Annotated in this window: 22 protein-coding genes; 15 read left to right on the top strand and 7 right to left on the bottom strand. The window is 65.6% G+C overall.

Translation table 11 applies throughout. The features are described 5' to 3' along the window. Positions 1-193 precede the first annotated feature (193 nt). The 3 genes from argC to AAHM44_RS13955 form a co-directional block, all read right to left on the bottom strand. Entirely contained in the window at positions 194-1,135 is a 942-nt protein-coding gene (gene argC, locus AAHM44_RS13945; RefSeq protein WP_269575071.1) for an N-acetyl-gamma-glutamyl-phosphate reductase, read from the bottom strand. Then, a complete protein-coding gene (locus tag AAHM44_RS13950; RefSeq protein ID WP_342250374.1) occupies positions 1,132-1,317 on the bottom strand; it encodes an SH3 domain-containing protein in 186 nt (61 codons plus the stop codon). The genes argC and AAHM44_RS13950 overlap by 4 nt, the downstream gene beginning before the upstream one ends. Positions 1,318-1,444: 127 nt before the next feature. Continuing rightward, positions 1,445-1,798: a MarR family transcriptional regulator gene (locus tag AAHM44_RS13955; RefSeq protein WP_183996777.1), complete on the bottom strand. Its 354-nt coding sequence runs from the start codon at positions 1,796-1,798 to the stop codon at positions 1,445-1,447. Between the two features lie 205 nt (positions 1,799-2,003). Here AAHM44_RS13955 and secG point away from each other — a divergent pair, with 205 nt between their 5' ends. The 5 genes from secG (at position 2,004) to AAHM44_RS13980 (ending at position 7,603) form a co-directional block, all read left to right on the top strand. After that, entirely contained in the window at positions 2,004-2,408 is a 405-nt protein-coding gene (gene secG / locus AAHM44_RS13960) for a preprotein translocase subunit SecG (protein ID WP_269575072.1), read from the top strand. Between the two features lie 106 nt (positions 2,409-2,514). Next, positions 2,515-4,149, top strand: a complete 1,635-nt coding sequence (locus AAHM44_RS13965) for a CTP synthase (RefSeq protein WP_269575073.1) — start codon at positions 2,515-2,517, stop codon at positions 4,147-4,149. Between the two features lie 95 nt (positions 4,150-4,244). Beyond that, positions 4,245-4,808 (top strand): hypothetical protein, encoded by a 564-nt coding sequence (locus AAHM44_RS13970; RefSeq protein ID WP_269575074.1) that lies wholly within the window; start codon positions 4,245-4,247, stop codon positions 4,806-4,808. Positions 4,809-4,904: 96 nt separating this feature from the next. Further along, positions 4,905-5,537, top strand: coding sequence for a peptidylprolyl isomerase (locus AAHM44_RS13975; protein ID WP_342250375.1), 633 nt, complete (start codon positions 4,905-4,907; stop codon positions 5,535-5,537). A gap of 206 nt (positions 5,538-5,743) precedes the next feature. Continuing rightward, a complete protein-coding gene (locus AAHM44_RS13980) occupies positions 5,744-7,603 on the top strand; it encodes a methyl-accepting chemotaxis protein (protein WP_342250376.1) in 1,860 nt (619 codons plus the stop codon). Positions 7,604-7,823: 220 nt separating this feature from the next. Here AAHM44_RS13980 and AAHM44_RS13985 read toward each other — a convergent pair whose 3' ends face one another. Continuing rightward, positions 7,824-8,294, bottom strand: coding sequence for an Hsp20 family protein (locus tag AAHM44_RS13985; RefSeq protein ID WP_269575077.1), 471 nt, complete (start codon positions 8,292-8,294; stop codon positions 7,824-7,826). 251 nt (positions 8,295-8,545) lie between these two features. Here AAHM44_RS13985 and AAHM44_RS13990 point away from each other — a divergent pair, with 251 nt between their 5' ends. Then, positions 8,546-11,056, top strand: a complete 2,511-nt coding sequence (locus AAHM44_RS13990; RefSeq protein ID WP_342250377.1) for a TonB-dependent receptor — start codon at positions 8,546-8,548, stop codon at positions 11,054-11,056. Between the two features lie 153 nt (positions 11,057-11,209). Next, positions 11,210-11,899, top strand: a complete 690-nt coding sequence (locus AAHM44_RS13995; protein WP_342250378.1) for a hypothetical protein — start codon at positions 11,210-11,212, stop codon at positions 11,897-11,899. A 2-nt stretch (positions 11,900-11,901) separates the two neighbouring features. On the opposite strand, the gene AAHM44_RS14000 is transcribed toward AAHM44_RS13995, so the two are convergent. Next, positions 11,902-12,711 (bottom strand): PAS domain-containing protein, encoded by an 810-nt coding sequence (locus AAHM44_RS14000; protein ID WP_269575080.1) that lies wholly within the window; start codon positions 12,709-12,711, stop codon positions 11,902-11,904. Positions 12,712-13,141: 430 nt separating this feature from the next. Here AAHM44_RS14000 and AAHM44_RS14005 point away from each other — a divergent pair, with 430 nt between their 5' ends. The 7 genes from AAHM44_RS14005 to AAHM44_RS14035 all read left to right on the top strand — a co-directional run bounded on the left by AAHM44_RS14005 (position 13,142) and on the right by AAHM44_RS14035 (position 18,951). Beyond that, complete coding sequence (locus AAHM44_RS14005) at positions 13,142-13,537, top strand: TadE/TadG family type IV pilus assembly protein (RefSeq protein WP_184166810.1); 396 nt, start codon at positions 13,142-13,144, stop codon at positions 13,535-13,537. Positions 13,538-13,557: 20 nt separating this feature from the next. Next, positions 13,558-15,192: a pilus assembly protein TadG-related protein gene (locus AAHM44_RS14010; protein WP_342250379.1), complete on the top strand. Its 1,635-nt coding sequence runs from the start codon at positions 13,558-13,560 to the stop codon at positions 15,190-15,192. 21 nt (positions 15,193-15,213) lie between these two features. Beyond that, positions 15,214-15,582, top strand: a complete 369-nt coding sequence (locus tag AAHM44_RS14015; RefSeq protein WP_342250394.1) for a PilZ domain-containing protein — start codon at positions 15,214-15,216, stop codon at positions 15,580-15,582. A 376-nt stretch (positions 15,583-15,958) separates the two neighbouring features. Further along, complete coding sequence (locus AAHM44_RS14020) at positions 15,959-17,185, top strand: lipoprotein-releasing ABC transporter permease subunit (protein ID WP_184168298.1); 1,227 nt, start codon at positions 15,959-15,961, stop codon at positions 17,183-17,185. Next, the gene (locus AAHM44_RS14025) at positions 17,178-17,882 is read left to right on the top strand and encodes an ABC transporter ATP-binding protein (RefSeq protein WP_342250380.1); all 705 of its coding nucleotides are present in this window, start codon (positions 17,178-17,180) and stop codon (positions 17,880-17,882) included. The genes AAHM44_RS14020 and AAHM44_RS14025 overlap by 8 nt, the downstream gene beginning before the upstream one ends. Continuing rightward, a complete protein-coding gene (locus tag AAHM44_RS14030; protein WP_342250381.1) occupies positions 17,879-18,475 on the top strand; it encodes a GNAT family N-acetyltransferase in 597 nt (198 codons plus the stop codon). The genes AAHM44_RS14025 and AAHM44_RS14030 overlap by 4 nt, the downstream gene beginning before the upstream one ends. After that, positions 18,472-18,951 carry a glutathione peroxidase gene (locus tag AAHM44_RS14035; RefSeq protein WP_269575085.1) on the top strand — a complete coding sequence of 160 codons (480 nt, stop codon included), beginning with the start codon at positions 18,472-18,474 and terminating at the stop codon, positions 18,949-18,951. The genes AAHM44_RS14030 and AAHM44_RS14035 overlap by 4 nt, the downstream gene beginning before the upstream one ends. A gap of 375 nt (positions 18,952-19,326) precedes the next feature. On the opposite strand, the gene AAHM44_RS14040 is transcribed toward AAHM44_RS14035, so the two are convergent. Further along, positions 19,327-19,806, bottom strand: a complete 480-nt coding sequence (locus AAHM44_RS14040) for a hypothetical protein (RefSeq protein WP_342250382.1) — start codon at positions 19,804-19,806, stop codon at positions 19,327-19,329. A gap of 271 nt (positions 19,807-20,077) precedes the next feature. On the opposite strand from AAHM44_RS14040, the gene AAHM44_RS14045 reads away from it, so the two are divergent. Further along, complete coding sequence (locus tag AAHM44_RS14045; RefSeq protein WP_269575087.1) at positions 20,078-21,328, top strand: tetratricopeptide repeat protein; 1,251 nt, start codon at positions 20,078-20,080, stop codon at positions 21,326-21,328. 79 nt (positions 21,329-21,407) lie between these two features. Here AAHM44_RS14045 and AAHM44_RS14050 read toward each other — a convergent pair whose 3' ends face one another. After that, entirely contained in the window at positions 21,408-21,869 is a 462-nt protein-coding gene (locus AAHM44_RS14050) for an Lrp/AsnC family transcriptional regulator (RefSeq protein WP_183995261.1), read from the bottom strand. Positions 21,870-21,913: the final 44 nt, after the last annotated feature.

Here is a 21,913-nt window from a genome sequence, read left to right on the forward strand (position 1 = left end):
TCCTTAACCCCTGGGGCGCCCCACCACACAATCCTCCCCCCCCCCCCCCCCCGGGGGCCCAGGGTTTCTCTGCCGTGTCGCTTATGACCCTGGGCCCCGGCCTTCGCCGGGAACAGCCGCACCAGCCGCTGAAAACGAAAAAGGCCGGACCCAAGGGCCCGGCCTCTTCAAAATCCAAAACCAGACAAGCCCCTTAGAGCACCAGCCCTTCGGTCTGCTCGAATCCGGCCATGATGTTGAGGTTCTGCACCGCGGCACCCGCGGCGCCCTTGCCGAGATTGTCGAGCGTCGCCACCAGCCGTGCCTGGCCCGTCTCGGCATTGCCGAACACGCGCAGCGAAAGCCGGTCGGTGCCTGCGTCCTCCTCGATCGTCACCGCCGCGACGTCGCCCGGCAGCACGCGGACGATCGGCGAATCCTTGTAGGCCTCGCGCAGCGCATTCTCGATCGCGTCGAGCGAAGGTCGGCGGGTAAAGGCGTGGAGGGGCAGGGGAATCTCGACCAGCATGCCGCGATAGGTCCGCACCACCGCTGGCTGGAAGATCGGCGGGTGCACGATGCGCGCATGCTTGGTCATCTCGGGCACATGCTTGTGGCCAAGGTTGAGCCCGTAGTTGCGGAACGCCGTCTCGGTATAGGTCGCACCCTTGGCGTCCTCGAACTCGGCGATCATGTTCTTGCCGCCGCCCGAATAGCCCGAGACCGCGTTGACGCTCAGCGGATGGTCGTGCGGCACCAGGCCGGCGCGAATCAGCGGGCGGACGAGCGCGAGGAAGCCGGTCGGATAGCAGCCGGGATTGGAGACGCGCGCCGACTCGGCGATCTGCGCGCTCTGTCCGGGCTCCAGCTCGGGAAAGCCATAGGTCCAGCCATCGGCGACGCGGTGCGCGCTCGATGCGTCGATCACGCGGACCTTGCTGGCCTTGATCATCTCCACCGCTTCGCGGGCGGCGTCGTCGGGCAGGCACAGGATCACGAAGTCCGCCGAATTGAGCGCGTCCTCGCGCTTGGCGGCGTCCTTGCGGTCCTTGTCGTCCAGGATGATCTGCTCGATCCCCGCGCGGCCATCCAGCCGCTCGCGAATCTCCAGGCCCGTGGTGCCCACGGCGCCGTCGATGAACACGCGAATCGTCATGCCGCCGGGCGCTCCAGGACCGTGGCCGGCACATAGCCGACCAGATTGTGCCCGGGTGCCACGCCCCAGGCGTGATCGCCGGCGAATTCCAGCACTTCGAACGATTCGCCGGCGGCCAGTTCCACCAGCGTATCCGAATCGAGCTTGGGGCCGGCGCGCAGGGGCACGGCAGAGGCGATCATGCGAGGCATAGGCGCCGCATAATGGGGTGCGAAAACGCGATCCGCCAGACGCACGTCTGCCAGATCACGACGAACCGCATCGACCCTGGGATCGATGGGAACCGAACGGCCCTTCAGCGCGAAACGCTTACGCGCTGGCCCTGCGGGCGACTGGTTCGGCGATGTGCCCCCCAGCGAGGAAATGCCCGAATTCTGCAAGAAACTCTGCCCCTTCCGCGGTCTTGGCGACGAAGATGTTCCGCTTGTCGGTGTCGTCGCGCTGGCGGCGCAGATAGCCGAGCGTGCCCAGTCTATTCAAGGCACGCGTTACAACGGGCTTGGATACGTTCAAAGCCCGGGCCAAACCGCGCACGGTATGGGGGCCAGGTTCCAGATAGACGAGCATAAGCAGGGCCATCTGCCGGTTGGTCAGGTCCGGTTCTCCCGATCGCACATAGTCGATCAGCGTGTTCTTCCACGAAGAAAGCGAGCTGTCGGTCATTGCGTTCACGGCATCTACTCTGTTGTTACGCCCCCGATACGCCAGGGCCACACGTCATAACGCGCGTGAACCGATCCGGTTTCAGTCCGGATGCGAAATGTTACAGCTTTGTTGATTAACCGAGATGAGTGGACGCCTCTCGAAGGTTGATCGGAGCGGGTTGCTCCCCTATGTGCCGCCTTTCTCCAAGAGGTCCGCACATTTCATGTTCACCTTCCTGCTCATCGTTCAGGCATTCATCGCCGCTGGTCTCGTCGGCGTGATCCTCGTGCAGAAGTCGGAGGGCGGCGGCCTCACTTCGAGCGGCAGCCCGTCGGGCCTGATGTCGGCGCGCAGCGCGGCCGATTTCCTGACGCGGACCACCGCGATTCTCGCGACCGCGTTCATCGCCATGTCGATCCTGCTCGCCTTCCTGGCGGCGAATCGCCACGGCGCGACGATCGACGCCTCGCTCCAGCGTGCGGCTCCGGCTGCGGCGCCCCAGGCGCTGCCGACCAGCGCGCCCGCGGGCGGTGCGGTTCCCTTCGCGCCGGGCAACAGCTCGGCCCCGACTGGTACGGCGCCGGCTCCGGCCGCGCAGGGCAACAGCTCGGTTCCGCTGGCCCAGTAAATCCGCCGGTCCCGGCCTGGTCCGGGTCTGTCCACATAAATTTGTGCCCGGTTGCGTGATTCGCACGCTTCCGGCGCGCGTCCATTCACGTTAGGCGTTTTCTCCCATGGCGCGGTATATCTTCATCACCGGCGGCGTGGTCTCCTCGCTAGGCAAGGGTCTCATGGCAGCGAGCCTCGCGGCTCTGCTCCAGGCGCGTGGCTATCGGGTCCGCATCCGCAAGTTCGATCCCTATCTCAACGTCGATCCCGGCACGATGTCGCCGCACCAGCATGGTGAGGTCTATGTGACCGACGACGGGGCGGAAACCGATCTCGATCTCGGGCATTATGAACGCTTCACGGGTGTCGCCTCGCGGCAGTCGGACAACATCACGTCGGGCCGGATCTACAAGACGATCATCGAGCGCGAGCGCCGCGGCGACTATCTCGGCGCCACCGTCCAGGTGATCCCGCACGTGACCGACGCGATCAAGGCGTTCGCCCAGGCGGACACCGAGGATCTCGATTTTGTCCTCTGCGAAATCGGCGGCACCGTAGGCGATATCGAATCCCTCCCCTTCGTCGAGGCGATCCGCCAACTTCGCAACGATCTCGGCCGCAACCAGTCGGTCAGCGTCCATCTGACGCTGGTGCCGTACATCGCGGCCGCCGGCGAGCTGAAGACCAAGCCGACCCAGCACAGCGTCCGCGAGCTCGCTTCGCTCGGCGTCCATGCCGACGTCATCGTCTGCCGCAGCGAAAAGCCGCTGCCGGCGAGCGACCGCGCCAAGATCGCGCTGTTCTGCAACGTGCCCGCCTCGTCGGTGATCCCGGCACTCGACGCACCGACCATCTACGGCGTGCCGCTGCAATATCATGCCGAGGGTCTCGACGTCGAAGTGCTCAAGGCCTTCGGCATCGACGTCGCCGGCTCGCCCGATCTCGCCCGCTGGGAAGAGATCGAGGACCGCGTCCTCAATCCCGAGGGCGAAGTCACGATCGGCGTGGTCGGCAAGTATATGGGCGTGCCGGACGCCTATAAGTCGCTAACCGAGGCGCTCACCCATGGCGGCATCGCCAACCGGGTGAAGGTCAACATCCGCTGGCTCGACGCCGAGCTGTTCGAGCATGACAATGAGGAAGAGATCACCGCGCAGCTCGAGCCGCTGCACGGCATCCTCGTCCCCGGCGGCTTCGGCGAGCGCGGCAGCGAGGGCAAGATCGCCGGCGTGAAGTTCGCCCGCGAGCGCAACGTGCCCTTCTTCGGCATCTGCCTCGGCATGCAGATGGCCTGCATCGAAGGCGTCCGCGCCGGCGGCATCGCCAATGCCTCGACCACCGAATTCGGCCCGACCGAGGAGCCGGTGGTCGGCATGATCACCGAGTGGATGACCGCTGAGGGCCTGCAGAAGCGGGAAGAGGGCGGCGATCTCGGCGGCACGATGCGCCTTGGTGCCTATACCGCGAAGCTCGGCGGCAATTCGGTCGTCTCGTCGATCTACGGCTCGGACGAGATCAGCGAGCGCCATCGTCACCGCTACGAGGTCAACACCGCGTACAAGCCGGTGCTGGAGCAGGGCGGCCTGGTCTTCTCCGGCATGTCGCCCGACGGCTCGCTGCCCGAGATCGTCGAGCGGCCCGACCATCCCTGGTTCGTCGGCGTGCAGTTCCACCCGGAGCTCAAGTCCAAGCCCTTCGAGCCGCATCCCCTGTTCGCCAGCTTCATCGAGGCGGCGGTGCGGCAGTCGCGGCTGGTCTAGGCCCAGTCCCGCAGGAACAGGAAGGCCGGGCCGCAACGCCCGGCCTTTTCTTTTGCCGGTCCCTCGCGCTAACAGCCGGGCAGGGGGACAGCCGCATGTCGGATTTCGAGTTCATCTTCGCACTTTACGGACTGTTGCTCGGGCTTTCGCTTGCCGAGGTGCTCGGCGGCCTCGCCCGGGCGATCGAAGCCCGTCTGCGTCCCGGCTCGACGATCCGGATCGGCTGGCTCACCCCGCTGCTCGGCGCCTTTGTGATCCTCGACCTGCTCTCCTTCTGGCAGGCGGCCTGGACGGTGCGCGAGCTCGTACTCGTCTCGGGCAAGGCGCTGATGGCGATCACCGTATTCGCGAGCGCCTATTATCTCGCCGCCCACCTCGTCTTCCCGCGCGAAGTGCAGGAGGAGGCGGACTTCGACGCGCATTTCTTCCGCGTCCGCCGCATCGTCATCGGGGTGATGCTCGCGCTACTGATCTGCCAGCTCGGCTTCTACGCCGGCCTGCCCAAGATCGCGCCGCATCTGTTCCGCCCGCTCGCGCTCACGCTCACCGTCATCCTCGCCGCGCTGATGCTCGCCGCGATGTTCGTGCCCAACAATCGCTGGGCGAGAGTGGTGATGGCCGCCCTCGTGGCCCGTTATGTCGTGGTCTATCTCCTCTAGAGCGCTTCGTTCGCGGAAGCTCGCACGGTCGCAAATGCCTTCGCAGCCGCAACAAGGACCTTTCCTTCGGCGGCCGGCATCGACTAGCGAAGCCGCATGCGTATCCTGATTGCCGTCCTCGCCCTGTTCCTCACCGCCGCGTCCGGGGCGCAGGAGCCCGCCACGGTGCGTGTCCGCCTGGTCACCTCGGCGGGCAACATCGTCCTCGCGCTCGATGCCAGGCGCGCGCCGAAGACGGTCGCCAATTTCATGGCCTATGTCGATGACGGCCGGCTCGACGGTACCCAGTTCTACCGCTCCGCCCGGCGCAAGGGGGATCCGGCGCACGGCTTCGTCCAGGGCGGGATCGGCACCGATGCCCGGCGCATGCTGCCGTCGCCGCCGCTGGAATCGACGCTGCAGACCGGCATCCGCCATCTCGACGCGACGATCTCGATGGCGCACGGCCCCAACCCGGACGGAGCGAACTGCAACTTCTCGATCATGGTCGGGCCCAATCCCGGGCTCGATGCCAAGGCTGGCTATCGCGGTTTTGCGGCGTTCGGGAAGGTCGTCACCGGCATGGACGTGGTCAAGCGCATGCTCGCCATGCCCACCGGCGGCGGCCGCGATGCGATGAAGGACCAGATGATCCTCAAGCCCGTCCAGATCCTCCGCGCCGTCCGCCTGGACGGCGTCGCCAGGCCCACCGGCTATGTGAAGCCTTGGCTGATCGGCACGCCGAAGTAACCGAATTTCCCCTACGGCGGAAAGACTTGGTCGCAAGCTGGACACGTTCCGGAAAAATATTTCACGCCGTTTCGGATCGATCGGCCGCCCGGTTCCTATGACGGAAATGGGATTAGATCGAACCGGCCCTCCGCTCGCAGGCTTCTCGCGTCTTGCCCGAATGTTTTTCGGATGCCGGTCCTCTCGGGGGCCGGTCGGGAGGGAATATGATAATTCAGAATATGTCGATACCGCGCAAGCTCGCGGCGGCCTTCGTCCTGCTCGTCTGCATCTTTGCCGGCGTAGGCTGGCTGCTCTTCTCGAGCCTGCAGACCGTCGGCGCAGCCTCCGAGGACAAGCAGCGTGCGTCCGAGATGTCGGAGCATGTCAGCGACATCATGGGCCAGATCCTGGAGCAGCAGAGCGCTGTCCGCGCCTATGTCATCCTGCGCAACGCCGACTTCCTCACGACCTATGATGAGGCGGGGAAGAAGATCGAGGAACTGGCCAACGCGTTCCGCGCAGGAACCGCGGTTCCCGAGCAGAAGACGCGTATGGACAATCTGGTCGCCGCGATCGCGGAGCTTCGCGGCAAGCTCGATAACATGATCGCGCTTGCGAAGAATCCCGCCACCCAGGGCGAGGCGCAGCAGCTCGCGGGCGTCAAGCAGCTCGGCAAGATCCGCAAGATCATTGGTGAGATCAACGATGTGCAGGACGAGCGCGTCGCCGCGACCCAGAAGGTTGAGGCCTCTGCGCGTGCAGCTGCGATCACCGCGCTCACGCTGGGTGGCGCCTTCGGCATCGCCATGGCCGCGCTGTTCGGCTGGCTGCTCACCACGATGATCGCGCATCCGATCAAGCGGATGACCGGGTTGATGGGCCGGCTCGCCGGCGGCGAGAACACGATCGACGTGCCCGGCACCGATCGCCAGGACGAAGTCGGCGGCATGGCGCGCGCCGTGCTGGTGTTCCGCGATGCCGCGGTCGCCAAGGAAAAGGCGGATGCCGCGAAGCTGGTCGCCGACGCCGAGCAGAAGCATGTCGTCTCCGCGCTCACCGACGGGCTGGAAAGCCTGGCGAAGGGTGATCTCACCACCGAGATCAACAGCGAGTTCGCTTCCGACTATGTTGCCCTGAAGACCAACTTCAACTCGGCGCTCACTGCACTGCGCACGCTGATCGGCTCGGTCGTCGAAGGTGCGGCCACCATCCGCACCGGCTCGGGCGAGATCGCCCAGGCGTCGGAGGATCTTGCCCGCCGTACCGAGAGCAACGCCGCTTCGCTGGAGGAGACGTCGGCCGCGATCAGCCAGATGGACGATCGCCTCAAGGCGACGGCCAGGGCCGCCGGCAATACGCTGACCCGCGCCGATCAGGCGATCTCCACCGTCAGCGATGGCCGTTCGATCGCCGATGACGCTGTCCAGGCGATGACTCGCGTCGCTGATAGCGCCAAGGGCATCGACTCGGTCATCGAAGGCCTCGACAAGATCGCGTTCCAGACGCGCGTGCTTGCAATGAACGCCGCCGTGGAGGCGGGGCGTGCGGGCGAGGCGGGTCGCGGTTTCGCGGTCGTCGCCGATCTCGTCAGCGCGCTCGCCATGCGCGCCGAGGAAGAGGCAGGCCGTGCCCGCGACCAGCTCACCGCAACCCAGGGCGATATCGTCGCCGCGGTGGAGATGGTGCAAAAGGTCGATGGCGCGCTTGCCAATATCTCGGGCGATGTCGGCCAGGTCCATGACCTGCTCGCCAATATCGCCAGCGACAACGAAGCGCAGTCGGCGGCCGTCACGCAGATCGCCGTGGCGATCGGTACGATGGACCAGGCCACGCAGCAGAACGCCGCGATGGTCGAGGAAACTTCGGCCGCATCGCGTAACCTGAGCTCGGAAGTCCAGCTGCTCTCGGAACAGGCCTCGGCGTTCAATATCGGTGCCAGCCAGGCCCCGCCGCGCCGCCCCGCCAAGCCGGCGGCGAGCAGCATCCGCGCCAAGGTTGCGCCGGGCTATGTCTCGCCGGTGAAGCCGCTTCCGGCGGCCGCCGTCGCCGCGCTCACCCCGTCGGACGATTGGGCGACGTTTTAAATCATATTTTTCGTGAAATACGCGATTTGCACGCAGGCTTTCCTATAATGAAACTGCGAGCATATGGGGAGGGGAGGACGCAAGTCCTTCCCTCCTTTCGCATTTCAAGGCCGCTGGAGGGCAGGTCCGCGCAAACACAAAGGGCGCCCGGACCATCGCCCGAGCGCCCCCCGCTGCGACGTCCAAAGGGAGGAAGGCGTCGCTAGCCGTGGTCGGTCAGTTATGCGGCATCGGCCTCGCGATGCTCGATCGGGCTCGGTGCGGAGCCGCCGTTCACCGCGATCTTCTTGGGCTTCATCGCCTCGGGCACTTCGCGGACCAGCTCAATCACCAGCAGGCCGTCGGCAAGGTCGGCGCTCTCTACGCGGACGAAATCGGCCAGCTCGAAGCGCCGCTCGAAGCTGCGGGTGGCGATTCCCAGGTGCAGGTACGCGCCCTGGTTGTTCTCGTTCTCCTCGCGCTTCTTGCCGGCCACCAGCAGCAGGTTCTGCTGCGCGGTGATGTCGATCTCGTCAGCCTTGAAGCCGGCGACGGCGATCGTGATCCGGTAGCGGTCCTCGGCAACGCGCTCGAGGTTGAACGGGGGATAATTCTCGGATGCCTGCGCGCGGGCACTGGCCTCGAGCAGGTCGAACAGCCGGTCGAACCCGATGGTCGAGCGGCGGAACGGGGTGAAATCGAACTGGCGCATATCAAGACCTCTATTCTTGAGCGAATTGATGAACTTGCCGGCGCCCGGATGCCCGCGACGCCGTGGTTTTCGCGGCCCGTTACGGCGCCGCTTAATACAGATTGTGTCGGAGATTCTGCCTTTCAAGATGCGGCGAAACGGGCCCCGCAAGCGCCGGCCAACTCAGGCTAGGTATCGCTAAACATCTCCTTGCTCGCTAATATCCCCCAATTGAGTGGAGATTAAGCGCAACACGGCCAGAGGGGATAATCATGAGCCTTGCTTCGCTTTCACTGCTACTCCTAGCCAGTACGGCTCCGGCACCTGCCGGAGTTCTGCGTGACGATCCGGCGCCCGCCGCTGCCAACGCCAGCGCCAACGCCAATGCGGATGAGCAGGAAAAGGCGAAGCCTCAGGATGGCGGCGAGATCGTCGTCACGGCCCGCCGGCGTGAGGAAAAGGCCCAGGACGTGCCGATCGCGATTTCGGTGATCGGCGGCGCGACCATCGAGAACACCGGCGCGACCAACCTCAACCGTCTGCAGACCTCGCTGCCAGCAGTGCAGTTCTATTCGAGCAACCCGCGCAATTCCGCGATCAACATCCGCGGCCTGGGCGCACCGTTCGGTCTCACCAATGACGGCATCGAGCAGGGCGTCGGCTTCTATCTCGATCAGGTCTATATCGGCCGTATCGGCGCCTCGACCTTCGATTTCGTCGATGTCGAGCGGGTGGAAGTGCTGCGCGGGCCCCAGGGCACGCTCTACGGCAAGAACACCACGGCTGGCGCGATCAACATCACCACCCGCGCGCCCAGCTTCACGCCGGAGACCAAGGTCGAGCTGAGCGTCGGCAATTACGACCTGATCTCGGCCAAGGCATCGGTCTCGGGTCCGCTCAGCGACAAGCTCGCGATCCGCATCTCTAGCGCGCTCACCAGCCGCGAGGGGACGATCGAGAATGTCCGCACCGGCGAGGATCTCCACAAGCAGCGCACCAGCAGCTTCCGCGGCCAGCTGCTATGGAAGGTGAATGACGATCTCGATTTCACCCTGGCGGGCGACTGGAACCTCCAGAACCCGCTGTGCTGCGTGCAATATTATGCGCGGGTCGGCGCTACCCAGCGGCCGATCTCCCGCCAGTATACGGCGCTGGCAGCCGCGTTCGGCTATGCGCCGGCCAGTACCGATCCGTTCGATCGCAAGGTTGATCTCGATGCCCAGATCAACTCGCGCCAGGAAATCGGCGGCGCCTCGCTGGTCGCCAACTGGAATCTCGGCCCGGCGACGCTGACCTCGGTCTCGGCGTGGCGTTATTGGGATTGGCAGCCGAAGAACGATCGCGATTTCATCGGTTTGCCGATCACCACCGTCTCGCAGAACCCGTCGCAGCAGAAGCAGTTCAGCCAGGAACTGCGCCTCAGCTCCAATGGCGACGGCCGGCTCGATTTCACGATCGGCGCCTTCTTCTTCCACCAGACGATCGATACCCAGGGCTCGCAGGTCCAGGGGGCGGCGGCAAGCCGCTGGCTGCTCAATCCGGGCAATGTTCCGATCGGTGCGACCGGCTGCGCCACGGCTACGGCAGCCGCCTGCAACCCGTTGGTGCTGAACGGGCTGACCTCGACCAACACGATCAATTTCGACAACACCAGTTTCGCGCTGTTCGGCAAGCTCAACTGGGAGCCCGTGGACGGCTTCCACATCCAGCCGGGCCTTCGCCTGAACTATGACAAGAAGTCCGGCTTCTACGAGTCGGTCGTCAGCATCAGCAACGCGCGCTACAATTTCGTCGCGACGGCGGCCAATGTCGCCGCGCTGCTCGCAAATGGCACCGCTACCGCGGACCAGCTGAACACCCTGGCCCCGCAGCGCTACAGCCCGAAGTTCAGCGACTGGAACGTCTCGGGCGACATCACCCTGTCGTACGACTTCTCGCCGGACGTCCACGGCTATGCGACCTATGCGCGCAGCTTCAAGTCGGGCGGCATCAACCTCTCGGGGCTGCCGCTCAATTCGACCAGCACGGGTGTCGATCTCTCGACCCAGACGGTGAAGCCGGAGAAGGTCGATCACTTCGAGATCGGCCTGAAGACCCAGTTCCTCGATCGCAAGGTGACTTTCAACACGGCTGCCTTCTGGACCGAGATCCGCGACTATCAGGCGACGGTGAACAACAACGCGATCAACGTGATCCGCGGCTATCTGGCCAATGCCGGCAAGGTGCGGGTGAAGGGCTTTGAATGGGATCTCTCGGCCCGTCCGACCCAGAACGTCAATTTCTACTTCAACGGCGCCTATACCGACGCGAAATACGCCGATTTCAAAAACGCGCCGTGCCCGCCGGAGCTTTCCGGCGGTACCGCGACCGCGCCGGGCGGCGTCACCGATCCGGCGGGTACGCCGGGCGGCCGCAGCCCCGCCTATTGCGACATTTCGGGCCAGGTGCTGCCGGGTATCTCGAAATGGTCGCTCAGCTGGGGTGGCGAGATCCGCCAGCCGGCCAGGGATGGCACGGTCTATCTCGGCTATGACGGCAACTGGCGCTCGAAATTCTCGTCCAACCCGTCGCCCTCGGCCTATACTTGGATCGACGCCTATTCGCTGTCTAACGTCCGCCTCGGCTGGCGGCGCGCGGATCTCAACATCTATGGCTGGGTCCGCAACGTGTTCGACAAGCAGTATTTCGAGCTGCTCTCGGTCCAGTCGGGCAGCACCGGCCTGATCGTGGGCCAGCCCGGCGACCCGAGGACTTATGGCCTGACGATCAGCAAGAGCTTCTGATCTTCGCGATACTGACCTCCTGCCATGGCCGGGGGAGGTTGGGGAAGGGAGGCGGCGCCCGCACCGCCTCCCTTCTTGTTATCTGTTCATTCCGGAGGATTTGCCGCGTCTTAACCGGAATCGAATAGTAGGATCTTCTACATTGAGAAGATCATGCGCGTTTCGCCGAACACCGTGCCGAGCTTCAGTGGCGCAGGCCTTCTGGCCGCGCTGGTGGCGGCATGCCAGATCGCCGGCGCGCTGGTCTGGGTGAACTCGCCGGCCTTCACGCCGGGCGGCTATGCCAATATCGCGCTGATCGCCTCGCTCTGCATCTCGGTGCTGGTGCTGTCGCGGCTCACCATCCCGAACCTGGTCCGCATCGCGCTGATCCTCGGGATGATCGCCGTGCTGCTCGGCGTGGCGGTGCGCAGCGACGTGTCGGGCGTGAAGCAGGTGGGCGACATGGTGTCCGCCGCGATGGGCGCCCGCCCGAAGGGCGTCGTCCAGCCCGAGGACCAGGCCGTCGACCCGCGCCTGCGCCGAGGACCCGGTGCGGCGCGTATCGATCTGCGGCCGGGCGAGGGTGGGGACGGCGGCTGGGCCACCCGCCTCAACCAGGCCGCCCTGACCCGCATCGACGACGGCGCGCCCGCGGAGATCCACGGCAATGTCACGCTGGAGGGGCACAGCATCGAGCGCCCGCGCATCGGCTGGGCAGTGACCTGGGCGGGAGTCACCCTGTCCTGCGGCCGCCTGACCGGGATGACGCGCCGGCCGGACGAGCTCACCAATCAGGTGGTGGATACGTTCAGGCGCGCCGTGTCGCGCACCGCCGCGCTCAAGCGCCCGTCCTGCTACTAGGCCTAGGCCGCCTCGGTCCCCGGGTCGAGCGTGACGATCACCACGGCGCCGCCCACCGCATAGCCGCTGGCGAGCGGCGCGATCGAGATGCGCGCGCCGATCTCCTCGGCGCCCCCGCACAACAGCCTGGTGTCGAAGGCCTCGGCCTCGGAGCGGCCGCTGAGCACCCGTTCGATCGCGTCGCGTGCGAGCGCCCGGTCCCGTACCGCCAGCAGATCGACGAAGCGCAGCCCCAGGATCCGGTCCCGCGGCAAGCCGACCAGCCGGGCGAATTCCGGCTCCACCATCGTCACCGTCCCGCGCACGGTGAGCCGGATCACTTCGATCCGCCCATGCGCAACCCGCGCCTTCTCCAGGGCGGTCTGCTCGGCGAGCCGTGCTTCCTCGTCGCCCTCGTAGCTGACCCGGACGAGCAGGGCGAGGCCTTCCACCCAGGGCACGGCGCGCACGCGCAGCCGCGTGCCATTCTCCTCGTCGAGCGTCAGCTCGAACTGCGCCTGCTCGCCGCTGCGAAGGACGTGGCGCAGGCTGGAGAGCAGCGTGGAATGCGTCGTCGCGGGCAGCGCATCGGCGACGGGCATGCCCACCAGCGCCGCGGGAGCCCGCCCCAGGATCATCGCGGCGGCGCTGGACGCGTCGGTGATCTTCAGCTCGGGATCGATCACGAGCAGGCCGCCGTCCATATGCTCCACGAGGAACTGGTATTCGAGATCACGCTGTGTCGTGTCCCGTTCGACGACTGCCTGTTCGGCATCCCAGCTTTCCGCGGCGAGCAGAACATAGCGGGGGCGACCATGATAAGTGATGGTCACCGGGCCATGCATGGCCCTGTCCTGCCAATACGCGAAATTGCGGGTAAGTTCAGCGGAGGAAACGGTCTGGGCCGATGGTCGTTGCATAACTGAAAACTCTCGAATGTTTTCGGGCGTCGGCAGTTGTTACGGCTCGGTCGCGACAAGTTCGAGCAATTACGTATTTTGACCAATGTGTTTTCTACGAGGACAATATAGCACCGTTAACGTAAATCAAGCCGTGCTGTGTCGAAAATGGAGCGAAAAATCAAGAGTATCGTTCGAATCCAGGTGCTTTTGGCGTTCCTTGCCTATGTCCGATCTTTACTGAAAATCCGAATATCGCGCTTCGCTGCCTGGGAGCAATTTGGAAGCTACGACATGCGAAAAGATGCGCATGTGCTCGCGTTGGTTCCTTTCCACTTCGAGGGCGGCCTGTTCCGGCCGGCGGTTGTGGGCGGACAGGCGCGGCGCGGCGGCGATCGAGATGGCCTTCTCGCTGCCGATATTGCTTCTGCTGGTCAGCGGCATCGTCACCTATGGCGGCTGGTTCCTTTGCGCCCATAGCGTGCAGCAGGCGGCCAACGAGGCGGCGCGTGCCGCCGTTGGCGGCCTGGATCCCACGGAGCGGGCGGCGCTGGTCCGCACCGCGCTCGACGCCAATATCCGCAAGACCGGGGCGCTCAAGCCGGACCAGATGAACGCGCTTGTCGACGATGACGGCAGGACGGTGACGGTGCGCCTTTCCTACGATGCGTCGAATGACCCGCTGCTTTCGATCAAGCTCGTGCCGCCGCCGAGCAAGGTGATCGAGCGCAGCGCGACGGTCACGCTGTCGGCGCCGTGAGGCTGGCGGTGCGCGCGCCCTTGTTCCTTCGTGCCCTTGCGGGGGATCGCCGCGGCAACATCACCATGTTGTTCGCCGGCGGCTTTGTGATGCTCGCCGGGTCCGCGGCGTTCGCCGTGGATACCGGATCGCTCTATCTCGAGAAGCGGCGGCTCCAGGGCGTGGCCGACGCCGCGGCATTGAGCGCGGCGAACAGCCAGGGCGCGGACGCCGCCGCGCGCTCGGCAATGGCGGCCAACCAGGCCGGCGACGCCAGCATCGAGAAGCTGGAGCAGGGCGCTTATTCGCCCGACAGCAGCATCGCGCCGGCCGCGCGCTTCGTCGCTTCCGGAAGCGGGGGGAACGCGGTGCGCCTCACCGTCGGGCGCGATGTGCCGCTGTTCTTCGGCAAGTTCCTGACGGGCAGGCCGACCGCCCGGGTATCGGTGACGGCCTTGGCCGCGCGTGTCGACCTGGCCTCCTTCTCGATCGGCTCGCGCCTGGCTTCGGTCGGCGGCGGGCTGCCGGGGCAACTCCTGTCGGGGCTGGCCGGGACCGAGCTCAATCTCACCGCGATGGACTCGCAGGGGCTGGTCAACGCCGACATCGATATCCTCGCTTATGCCGATGCGCTGCGCACCCAGGCCAATCTGCAGGGGCTGACCTTCGGGGAGACGCTGGCCACGCAGGTGCCGCTGTCCAAGGCACTGGCCGCGATGGCCGCCGCAACCGGCAATTCAGCGGCGCAAACGGCACTCCGCGCCATCGCGGCGCGCGTTCCGCCGGTCACGGTACAGCTCTCGAAGATCATCAATCTCGGCCCGCTGTCCGGTGAGACGCAGAGTGATCCCGCCCGTCCGATCAAGGCGGATGGCTATGCGCTGGTTCGTGAAATGCTCGGGATCGCGACCGGCAAGCGCCAGGTCGATCTCGATCTGGGAGCGGGTATCCCGGGCGTTGCCTCGACGAAGGTGACGCTCGCGATCGGCGAGCGGGCGGCGCAATCGCCCTGGCTCACCGTTGCGAAGGACCAGAGCGTCAAGCTGCATACCGCGCAGTCGCGGCTGTATGTCGATGCCAAGGTGGGCGGATCGGGATTGCTTTCCGCGACCCAGGTGCACCTGCCGCTGTTCGTCGAGCTCGCCACGGCGGAGGCGTCGCTTCGCAGCGTCTCCTGTCCCACGCCGTCCACCGCCACGGTGAGCCTGAATGTCACCACGGCGGTGGGCCAGGTCGCCATCGGCGACGTCGATGCCGCCGTGCTTGGCAATTTCAACACCCCGGTCGCGCCGCGGCGGGCCACGCTGGTCAAGCTGCTCGGGCTGGGTGAGGTCACGGGCGAATCGAATATCAAGTTGGGCGGGGCCAGCCCGCAACAGGTGAGCTTCACCGCCCAGGAGATCGCCGCGGGCAAGACCCGCACCGTATCGACGAACGATCTGGCGGGTGGAGTCGCCGCCTCGCTGGTCCGCGATCTGGATGTGCAGGTCGGCTCGCCGGGGTTCGGCATCAACCTCTCGTTGGTGACCTCGACGGTGGGAACGGTGCTGCAGGGGGCGGCGGCGCCGCTGGATTCGCTTCTGAACGATCTTACCGGCCTGCTCGGCGTGAATGTCGGGCAGGCGGATGTGCGGGTGAACGGCGTGCGGTGCGGCAAGCCGATATTGGTTGGGTGAGGGGAGTGAGCGTGGGGCGTGATGATGCGTGGCGATCGTAGAGGATTGAAGATTACCCAGGGTGTGGACCGGCGCGAGGCGATGCGCTGGCCGGTTTCCGTGCTGATTGCGGTGAAGGAATCGCGCTTCTGCTTCCAGGATGTGCGACTGGTGGAAATCTCGCGACTGGGCTGCCGGATCGAGACAGGCTTTCTGCTTGCGCCGGGGATGGAGACGGTGGTCCGTCTTCCCGGCTTCAAGCCGCTCGCCGCTCGGGTTGTCTGGAGCAATCGCGATGCGGCCGGGCTGCAGTTCCTCGAGCAGCTGCACCCGGGCGTGGTCAACCACATCATTAACCTGCCCACGCCGGAGCAGCAGGCGGAATGGCGTCCGCTTTCGGCGTTGCGATGAATCCGGTGCGGTTCCAGGGGCTCTGAAACGGCAAACGCCCGGACCGTTTCCGATCCGGGCGCCTGCGTGACGAATGCTCGTCAGCCCCCTTTGTCAGGCCCAGCCCACACACTCGTACTTGCCTACGAGCGGGGCTTGGAGCCTCCCCGAACCACGGCCTTTCGCCTGCGTTTCGACAAGAGTTTTGCTAGGCTCCCGGACCGGCTTTGTCACTTGCATTACAAGGGGTAGCCGCAGTTTGGTGTCACCCTGTGTTGAATCGGCAACATGTCGGTTGGCAGTAGGAATTCGCCGCCATCTACCCTAGATCGGCGTCAGAGCTGTTTTACGGGCGAGTTACCAGACCCCCATGCTATTGATTTCACGCTACGAGCGGATGATCGCCCGCCGTTACCTGCTGCCGGGGCGGAGCGAGGCGTTCATCGCCGTCGTCGCCGGGTTCAGCCTTGTCGCCGTCATGCTCGGCGTTGCCGCGCTGATCGTGGTGATGAGCGTCATGAACGGCTTCCGCGCCGAGCTTTTCAACAAGATCACCGGGCTGAACGGCCATGCCGTGATTCAGGGCTATGGCGGCCAGCTGCGCAACTGGCGCGAGGTGCTGGAGGAGGCGCGCAAGACGCCGGGCATCACCAGTGCCACCCCGCTGATCGAGCAGCCGCTTTTCGCCACCTATAATGGCCGGGCCGAGGCCCTCCAGCTGCGCGGCATGCGCATGGAGGAGATCCTCAGCAACCCGACGCTCAAGGGCAAGGAAGTGATCGGCTCGCTCAAGAGCCTGAAGCCGGGCGGCCAGCAGGTCGCGATCGGCTCGCGCCTGGCGGAATCGCTGGGTGCCACGGTGGGCAGCGAGATATCGATCCTCAATCCCGCCGGCGCCGCTACGCCCTTCGGCACGATGCCGCGCATCGTGAAGTACAAGGTGGCGGTGATCTTCGAGGTCGGCGTCTATGATTACGACAAGGTCTTCGCGATCATGCCGATCGAGGATGCGCAGACGCTGTTGCTGCTCGGCGATGGCGTCTCGATGATCGAGCTGGAGACCAGCAACCCGGACAAGGTCGGCGAGATCCTCCAGCCGCTCGTCGACAAGGTCAGCCAGGTCGGCCAGATCACCGACTGGCGGACGATGAATTCGGAGCTGTTCGAGGCGCTGGCGGTGGACCGCACTGTCTCCTTCACCATTCTCTCGATCATCCTGGTGGTGGCGGCGTTCAACATCGTCTCCTCGCTGATCATGCTGGTGCGCGCCAAGACGCGGGATATCGCGGTGCTGCGGACGATGGGCGCGACACGCGGCGGGCTGATGCGGATCTTCGTCACCGTCGGCACGACGATCGGCGCGCTGGGCGTAGCCGCCGGCGGCGTGCTCGGCTTCCTCTTCATCACCTTCCGCGAATCCGTGGTGAAGTTCATCGGGCTGGTGAGCGGCCAGAACATCTGGGACCCGTCGATGCGCTTCCTCACCGAGCTGCCGGCGAAGACCGATCCGTTCCAGACGATCGGCATCTGCGTGATGGCGCTGGTCTTCTGTTTCCTCGCCACGCTCTATCCGGCCTGGAAGGCCGCCAATACCGATCCTGTCCAGGTGCTGCGCTATGAGTAGCTTTGAAGGGGGCGCCGTGAACGGCGCTGGGCCGGTTCTCCAGACGCGCGGCCTCAAGCGCAGCTTCAGCCAGGGCGGCGAGACGATCGAAGTGCTGCGCGGCGTCGATCTCGACGTGCAGCCGGGCGAGATCGTCGCGCTGCTCGGCCCTTCGGGTTCGGGCAAGTCGACCCTGCTCCAGGCCGTCGGCCTGCTCGAAGGCGGGTTCGACGGATCGATCCGCATCGCCGGCAAGGAAGCGGCACAGCTCGACAGCCCGGGCCGCACCGCGGTGCGCCGCGATCATCTGGGCTTCGTCTACCAGTTCCACCACCTGCTGCCGGACTTCAACGCGCTCGAGAATGTCGTGCTGCCGCAGATGATCCAGGGGTCGCTGCGCGCCGATGCCGACAAGCGGGCGGAGGAGCTGCTCACCGCATTGGGTCTCGGGCATCGGCTTACCCATCGGCCGAACCAGCTTTCGGGCGGCGAGCAGCAGCGCGTTGCTGTTGCCCGCGCGCTCGCCAACAAGCCGGCGCTGGTGCTGGCGGACGAGCCGACGGGCAATCTCGACGAGCTGACCTCGGACAAGGTGCTCGCCGAGTTCCTCAGCCTGGTTCGCACCCAGGGATCGGCCGCGCTGATCGCCACGCATAACGAGCGGCTCGCTGCTCGGATGGACCGGGTGGTGCGGCTGCACGAAGGGCATCTCGAATGAAGCCGTGGCGGGAAGTGCCGACCCTGGCGGGGCGTCACGTCACGCTGCGGCCGATGGTGCGCGAGGATCGCGCGGGGCTGCTCGATGCCTTTGCGGGGCTTCGGCATCTGTTCCACACCACGGTGCCGAGTGATGCGAGTATCGATGCGTGGATGGACCGGATCGACAATGACGTCGCGGCCGGGCGCGGCCTGCCGTTCACGGTGCTCGATAGTGAGGGGCGGATTGCCGGCGCGACGCGCTTCCTGCGCATGAGCAAGGGGCATCGCCGGGTCGAGATCGGCGGCACGCTCTATGCGCCGCGGGTCCAGCGCACCGGGCTCAATACCGAAGCCAAGTTCATGCTGCTCCGCCACGCCTTCGAGGTGCTGGAGGTCAATTGCGTGCAGATCCGCACCGATTTCCTCAATGTCGCCTCGCGCCGCGCGATCGAGCGGCTGGGCGCGCGGCTGGACGGGGTGCTGCGCGGGCATCTGATCCTGAACGGCCATCACCGCGACAGCGTGGTCTATTCTATCCTCGCGCATGAGTGGCCGGGGGTTCGCCGCAACATCGAGCTGCTGATGGCCCGTTACGAGGGAGCGCCCGCATGACCGTGATCACCGATATCCCCGTGACCAGGGCGGATGGGGAGCAGGTCACGCTTGCCGATCATGCCGGCGAGGTATTGCTGATCGTCAACACGGCCTCCAAATGCGGCTTCACGCCGCAATATGCGGGGCTCGAGGCGCTGTATCGCAAGTACCGGGATCGCGGCTTCTCGGTGCTGGCCTTCCCGTGCAACCAGTTCCGCGCGCAGGAACCGGGCGATGCGGCGGAGATAGCGAGCTTCTGCGCGCTCACTTACGACGTGACCTTCCCGGTCTACGCCAAAATAGACGTAAATGGCGAAAACGCCGCACCGCTCTTCGAATCCCTAAAGCAAGCCGCCCCGGGCCTTTTAGGCTCCAAGGGGATCAAGTGGAACTTCACCAAGTTCCTGGTCGATCGATCAGGCCGGAAGGTCGAGCGCTTCGCGCCGACGACTAGCCCCGACGCGATCGGGCCAGAGATCGAGAAGCTTCTCTAGCGGCTGGTGCGGGGCGACGGATTCGATCTACGATGGTGTCGAGCACGAATTGGCCGGTAAGTTCGAGCAAAGCGCTGCGGCGCGGGCGCATGCGGCGCTGACCGCGTCCTTCCGCGGAGATAGCGTTGCGTGGTGCGTGCCGGCGCGGGGCAGGGGGTAGCTGCATGCGCGCCGCCACCGCCGAGGCGCTGGAGCCGACATCGCGCCGCCGCCAGTCGATCGCCTCGCCGGCCGGCACCTCCGCCCACTCCTCGCCGCCGAGCAGGCGCTGCAGATCCGCGCCGCAACGGACGCACATGGCGAATTCATGCTCTCCGTCGCGAAGCCGCCCGGGCATCGCGGCGTGTTCGAGCAGCCGGCAGCGTAGCGAGCGCATCAATAGCGTGCCGGGCGGGACCGACGCGAGCCGCCGCGCGGCGGGTGGCGCCAGGTGACCGGCGGAAACGCGTACGCGCCGGCGCTGAAGCCGTTCTGGGCGGCCGCAAGCTGGGGATTCCAGATCTCAAACCGGTCGCCGGCGCCGACGACCAGCGCGACGCTCTCGATTCGGCCATGATGGCGCATCGCGGCGGGAAGGGTGAGGCCCTGCGCGCTGCGCGGCGCCACATCGACGATGCCGAGGATGCGGCGCATGCTCGCGTCGCCAACCCGCGCATCCATGCCCGAACGGGTGCGGATTTCCTGCAGGTCGGCGCGTGCATAGCCGACCAGGCATTGATCGCGTTCATGCGCGGAAAGGACCAGGGGCTCGTCGGTCGCGGGCAGGCCAAGGGCCTGAGCGGTGCTTTCGGTCAGGAGCAGATTTCCCTCTGCATCGACCTCGCAAAGAGCGCATCCGCGAAACAGCGACCCCATGTTTTACCCCTCTAACGCAACAGGTTACCCCAACTGATCGCGAACTTATCCACAGGGTTAATTCACATCAACCAAAATATCCGGACATGATGGTTAACGCCCGCAGGCCATGTCGAAACACTTCATTACGTGCCGGGAAGGAGCCAGCCTGTTAAACGCGCGTTCATCGCAAACGCGGCATCGGCTGCGGTGATCGGCTTGAACGGCGCGAGAGGGGCAACTAGAGGTGCCCCGAAAGCCCCCGCTCTTTCCCCGTTTAGGAGAGTTTCGCATGAACTTCGCTTCCAAGCTCGCGCTGGCCGCCGTGCTGTCGCTGGGCACCACTGCGCTCACCGTGGCCCCGGCTGCCGCGCAGAAGAAGGATGATAAAAAGGCCGACCCCAACGCGCTCAAGGTGAGCGACGAGTTCCGCAAGCCCGCCGGCCTCGCCGAGGCTGCGGTGAAGGCCAAGGATTGGGCCACGGCCGAGCCGCAGATCGCCGCCGCCGAAGCCGCCGCGAAGAATGACGACGAGAAATATTATTCGTCGTGGCTGCGCCTTCAGCTCGAGCTGAGCCGCGGCAATGAAGCTGCGCAGATCCCGGCACTGCAGACGCTGAGCGTCAGCCCGCGCACCAGCCCGGAAGCCAAGGCCGCCTATGCCGCGCGCCTCAACTTCCTGATGGGCAAGGCAGCCGCGTCGCAGAAGAAGCATGCGGACGTCATCAGCTACATGACCAAGGCGCGCGAAGGCGGCGAGAAGAACGTCGATATCCCGCTGATGATGGCCAACGCCTACGCGGCGACCGGCAAGAACGCCGAAGCCGCCGCGGAAGCGCGCAATGCGATCGAATATGCCAAGTCGACCGGCCAGAAGGCGCCGGAAGCATGGTACCAGTTCGCCATCCCGAAGGTGACCGCCACCGGCAACCGCGAGGCGACCTATGACTGGCTGGCCTATTACCTGAAGGACTATCCGACGGTGAAGAACTGGCGCTGGGCGATCGAAGTGCTCGGCCAGGGTGCCAAGGGTGTGGACCGCGCCGCCAAGACCGAGCGTATCGATCTCTATCGCCTGCGCCGCATCACCAACTCGCTCGCCGATCGCGGTGATTATGCCGACTATGCCTATGCCGCCCAGTCCTCGGGTCTGCCCTGGGAAGCGATCTCGGTGATCGAGGAAGGCCGCAAGAACGGCAAGCTGCCGGCGACCGATGCCGACGGCAACCGCACCTACACGGCGGCCCAGGCCGGCGTGAAGAGCAGCCCGGCGCTCGACGCGCTCGCCAAGCAGGGCGGCGCGGGCAATGGCGATGCGCTGCTGGCCGCCGGCGACAACGCCCGCGCGCTCCAGCTCTATGACGCGGCGCTCGCCAAGGGCGGTGCGGACACCAACGAGATCAACCTGCACCGCGGCATCGCGCTCCAGCGCCTCGGCCGCAAGGAAGAGGCGAAGGCGGCGTTCCAGGCGGTGAAGACCGGCCCGTTCGTCAATGTCGCGCTGCTCTGGCAGGTCTCGCTCGATACGCCGCCGCTCAGCTGAGCGCGGCCATCGGGCCCGAAACAGGAAAGGGGCGGCTTTCGGGCCGCCCCTTTTTCTTTCTCCGCCTAGACGCAGCGGATCAGGCGACCGGCACGCCGGGCAGGGCCTTGGAGGTGCGGATCGTCAGCGAAGTCTTTACATGCTCCACGTTCGGCGCCGGGGTGAGCCGCGTCGTCAGGATATGCTGGAAGCTCTGCAGGTCGGGCGCGACGATCTTGAGAATGAAGTCGATCTCGCCGTTGAGCATATGGCATTCGCGAACCTCGGGAATGTCCGCCACCATCTGCTCGAAGGCACGCAGATCCGATTCCGCCTGGCTCTTCAGGCTGACCATCGCGAAGACGGTGAGATTATAGCCAAGTGCAGCCGGATCGAGGGCGGCATGATAGCCGGTGATGGCCCCCTGTTGTTCAAGCGCACGCACGCGGCGCAGGCACGGCGGCGCCGTCAGCCCAACGCGTTCGGCAAGCTCGACATTGGTCATCCGGCCATTATCCTGAAGCAGGCCTAGAATCCGTACGTCGATATCGTCGAATCGCATTTATGTTCCTTCTGTCTTTTGATTCGTTTCCGTGTGTTGCGTTT

Source organism: Sphingomonas sp. OTU376 (assembly GCF_038440415.1).
GTDB classification, from domain to species: Bacteria; Pseudomonadota; Alphaproteobacteria; order Sphingomonadales; family Sphingomonadaceae; genus Sphingomonas; species Sphingomonas kyeonggiensis_A.